Below are 4,271 nucleotides of genomic sequence, written 5' to 3'. Positions count from 1 at the left end.
AGATGTGTATAAGAGACAGTAAGTAAATTTTTTTAGCTAGGAGTGGCAGTTATGGATTTGAATAGTCTAGCACCAATTAGAAAATTAGATATTGGTATTTTAAGAAAGACTTTAAATAGTGATAATATTAGTACTGATGAAAGCCAGATTAAAAATAAAAATGATGAGCTCTTACCTAAAATTTTTAGACTTTTAGCTTCCCTAGAAGATGATACACAAAAAATGCTTTTAGATAGCTGGGCTAAAATGGAAATACCTTTGACTGAAAAAACTGTTGCAAATCTTTTACAATATTTAGAAACTAATCCAAATATAAACAATAATGAAAAGATGGCTATAATTAAGGCCTTTGCATTTTTAGAAATAAATGGTCTTCCATATTCAGAAAAATTGATTAATGCACTGCGTTCAGTTTTTAATAATAATGGCAATTTAAGCCCTTTACTGGAAGAATTTTTAGCTTCGAATAACTCATTATCCTTAGGACAGCTAAACAATTTGCTCTCACAACTTAATCTAAATGAAATTAAAGATTCTATAATTAATATTGATACTCTTAGTCAGCAAAATCTACCTATAGCTAATCAACAACCTGCTGTCTTAAATTCAAAACTTGATCTTAAAACTCAAACTGCTGCTGAGCAAAATGTTAAACCTGAAAATATTAATCTTTTTTCTCAGCTTTTAAACAAATATGACAACTTGGATCAAGAACTAAAAAATATAATTTTAAGCAAATCAAATAATCTAAACCAAAATTTTAATCAGAATACAGTTAAAGTTTTAATTAATTTTATAAACCACAATAATATAGAAAGTACTTCTGAAAAAATTTCACTTATAAAAGCTTTCGCATTTTTAGAAAATAATCAGCTACCTCTAACTGAAAACCTAATCAAAGAAATAAAGGGTCATTTTGAACAGAATATAAATCAGTTTACAGAAAATTTAAAAGATAAAGCTCAAATCTTTGCCAATCTAAATAATAATAAATTCCCTCTAATTAGCAAAAATGAATCTGCAGTAAATTTAAATAGCAATGTTGAACAAATCGCAAAATCGTTAGCAGCTCAAAGTGAACTTTCAGACCAATTACTTTCTCTTTTTAATAAAATAGGAGGAGAAAATGAAGAAAAAATAGCAAATAATCTATTGGGACAAAAATTAGTTAATCTGCAGCAGAAAAGTCAGAACACACCACTAATCCTTGCTTTAGAGATTCCTATTCAACTAAAGGAAAATAAATTATCTTCTTTGATGTTAAAAGTTGTGAAAGAAGAAAATAACAGTGCAAAACTAAAAGATAAAAATAGTTACAATATTTCCTTTATCCTAGAATTTGAAAACATTGGTCCTATTAAGACTAAAGTTAATGTTAATCATAAACATATTAATACTATTTTTTTTACAGAAAGTGCTGAAACAGCAAATTTGATAAAAGATAGATTTGAGAAACTTCACTTAGCTCTTAAAGAGGAAGGCTTTACTATTAATAATGTTCGCATAAAAAATTTAAATAGCTTAGGAGAAGAAAAAGATGATTTTTTTAATAAAATTATTTTAAGTGAAATAAATGAGATTGACAAAGAAGGACATTATACACATATAGATATTAAAATATAATTCTAATTAATTTTGGACAAACACTTTTAGAAATGAGGTAATAGATATGCCAATCGATAAAAATAAAGATCATTTTAAAACAAAAAAAACTGTTGCATTAAAATATGATCAAAACACTGATCAGGCTCCTAAAATTATAGCTAGTGGTAGAGGAAGTATAGCAGAACAGATAATAAAAAAAGCCAGAAAGGAAAACATCCCTATCAAAGAAGATAAAGATGTTGTCCAAGTTCTAGCTGAATTAAATATTGGTGATGAAGTCCCAGAAGAACTATATACAATTATTGCTGAAATACTTTCTTTCTTTTATGATTTAGAAGATCTACAATCATAATTTAGGTAAATTCGGCAGAAAGATGTTTTTGATCAAAATCTTTTTCTTCTAAAAAATTTCAGATAGAACTAACACCACTTTCTTGATAAACGAAAAATCTATCAGTTAACCAAAAGGCCGGTGATGGCAGGAGATATAAAATTTTTATACTTAACATAATTCAATCCAGTAATTCAGTAGATAATATAGTTTATAAAAAACTCCACCGGATAATTTGACATTATAACAATGGAGTTAAATAAATATATTGTATTATTATTCCAAAGCAATATCGGCCTGATACCATTTTATAAAATCTTCAATAAATTTTGCAGGAAGTAATTCTAAATAAATTACTAGTTCATTTTCATGATTTACAGCTTTTATATCACCTGAATTTTCTTCATCATATTTTATCACAAACTTTCTCCCAGCCAGTTCATAAAGTTTATCATCTATATCCTCAAGTTTTCTGGAATGTGGTATTTCTACATCTTCACCTCTTAAAGACCTAAAAATAATTCTTTCTATATCTTTTCTATTTACAACTTTGGTTTTTAAATGATTATTGCCTTTGACTACTATTGTTCTATTTGTTAAAATTATTTTTTTACCCCAAACCTTATAGCTGCTGATAATAACGGGTAGGGTATCAAAAGTAAATAAAAGTAAAGCTGAAAGGTAGACTAGATAAATTAAGAGTTTTTGATAAAAACCTATTCCTGGATAAAAAAATTGGAGTAAAATACCTGCCATTAAGATTCCAATTGGTGTATAAAGTTTCTCTACAAATTTATATTTATTATATTGATAAGTATCTTCCATAATTGCTGCCTCCATCTCAATAAATTATTTAAAATCCATTTTCTTATTTTGATTCTGTTATTATTTATTATTCTAGAGATAGAATTATAATCCTGCTTGATAAAACAAAAAGCCCCATCAGGAGCTTTTAATTTATTTAAATTATTTTATGGCAAAACTAACATCGAAATCACCAAGATCAGTGTTAAAGTTAACCATAAGCACTGAATCAGCTTCAGAGGTAATATTTATTTCTTTTCCTGTGACAATTTGGGGTGGAACAATATCACATTCAAGATCTTGTTCTGATAGACCAACAGTAGCTTTACCACTGATTATATTCCCTAATTCTCCCATAGCAGAAGTAACAAATTTATCTAGTGTATTCATTTTCATGCCAGACATTGCTTCCACTACTTTTAATGCCATTTCTTCAGAAAAACTATAAACAATTGATCCTCTTATATCTCCAGTCATTCCAATAATAACATTAGCTTCCTTATCAGTTATTAACTCTTCCTGAAAAGACACCTTTCCTTTTTCAGGCTTAAGAGATAACATAGTTTCAAAAACCGAATCCGTTGCTGCAATTATTGGATTTAAATATTTAACATCCATTAATTAATTTCCTCCTTCTATTTAACTGAATTAATATGTTTACCTATATCCTGATCTGTTGATGCTACATGATTAATTAACCAGGTTAATAATCTTCCACTAAATTCCAAAACAAAATCCTCATCATAATTATTTTCCTTATATTTTTCTTTGAATTCAGCTATTTCAGCTTTGAAATCTTCATGTATTTTATGATGATTTTCATAGTCTGGATAATTATATTTTTTTTGCAGTGCTTCTTCAGCATTGAAATGTGTAACTACATATTCTCCCATAAAATCTAAAGTTTTCTCAATTTCTTTTCTTTTTTCTTCTTTGTCTTGTTCGCTTCTTACAGTTACTATGAAGTCACCCAAACGCCTAAAAAGCTCTTCATGTTGGCTGTCAACAAGCTCTACTCCAATTTTGTATTCATCTTTCCAGATCATTTTTTCACTCCTTTATCTATTATCAAAAAAATTAAGCTTATATAACTTTATTCTTTATAATAATAATTATTCCTGCTTTTTATTTCTAATTTTTTTGTTCTTATATTAGATTTAAGTAAAAAAGCAAAAACAACTTTTTAATGCAAAACTATTTATATTTTAATATATTAACTGTTTTATCAAATCTAACTATAAGAAAAGTACTTTAATTTGTTTTTTAAAATAAATCTTTTAAAATTGTAATTAATAGTAATGAACGATATAATGAGTATAGAGAACAAAACGAACTTAAATAAAAGGAGGCTTGAATAATGAAAGCAAAATTTATTTCGTTTATTTTAATCAGTATTTTATTACTTTCTTCAATTTCAACAGCAGCTTTAGAATTAGATGATTTCGACAAAAATTTATTTGTTAAAATTTTTAAAGATGTAAATAGTGATGATTTAGAATATATGGCTAGATTAGGTTTGGATAGTAAAGAT

Annotated in this window: 5 protein-coding genes; 2 read left to right on the top strand and 3 right to left on the bottom strand. The window is 26.8% G+C overall.

Going from position 1 to position 4,271, the window contains the following annotated elements; genetic code table 11:
• Positions 1–222: 222 nt before the first annotated feature.
• Complete coding sequence (locus CI949_RS17485; RefSeq protein WP_290768720.1) at positions 223–1,623, top strand: flagellar hook-length control protein FliK; 1,401 nt, start codon at positions 223–225, stop codon at positions 1,621–1,623.
• A 46-nt stretch (positions 1,624–1,669) separates the two neighbouring features.
• On the top strand, positions 1,670–1,957 hold the full coding sequence (locus CI949_RS17480) for an EscU/YscU/HrcU family type III secretion system export apparatus switch protein (protein ID WP_089719445.1): 288 nt from the start codon (positions 1,670–1,672) through the stop codon (positions 1,955–1,957).
• 255 nt (positions 1,958–2,212) lie between these two features.
• Here the strand turns inward: CI949_RS17480 and CI949_RS17475 are convergent, their stop codons facing one another.
• From CI949_RS17475 to CI949_RS17465, 3 genes are all read right to left on the bottom strand, one after another.
• The gene (locus CI949_RS17475; RefSeq protein ID WP_290768718.1) at positions 2,213–2,761 is read right to left on the bottom strand and encodes a hypothetical protein; all 549 of its coding nucleotides are present in this window, start codon (positions 2,759–2,761) and stop codon (positions 2,213–2,215) included.
• 141 nt (positions 2,762–2,902) lie between these two features.
• Positions 2,903–3,358, bottom strand: a complete 456-nt coding sequence (locus CI949_RS17470; RefSeq protein ID WP_089719441.1) for a chemotaxis protein CheX — start codon at positions 3,356–3,358, stop codon at positions 2,903–2,905.
• A gap of 17 nt (positions 3,359–3,375) precedes the next feature.
• Positions 3,376–3,786, bottom strand: a complete 411-nt coding sequence (locus CI949_RS17465; RefSeq protein ID WP_089719439.1) for a bacteriohemerythrin — start codon at positions 3,784–3,786, stop codon at positions 3,376–3,378.
• Between the last annotated feature and the right edge of the window lie 485 nt (positions 3,787–4,271).

The organism is Halanaerobium sp. (assembly GCF_003070835.1).
The sequence above is the reverse complement of the archived record's forward strand: the minus strand, read 5'-3'. Positions and strand labels throughout refer to the sequence as shown.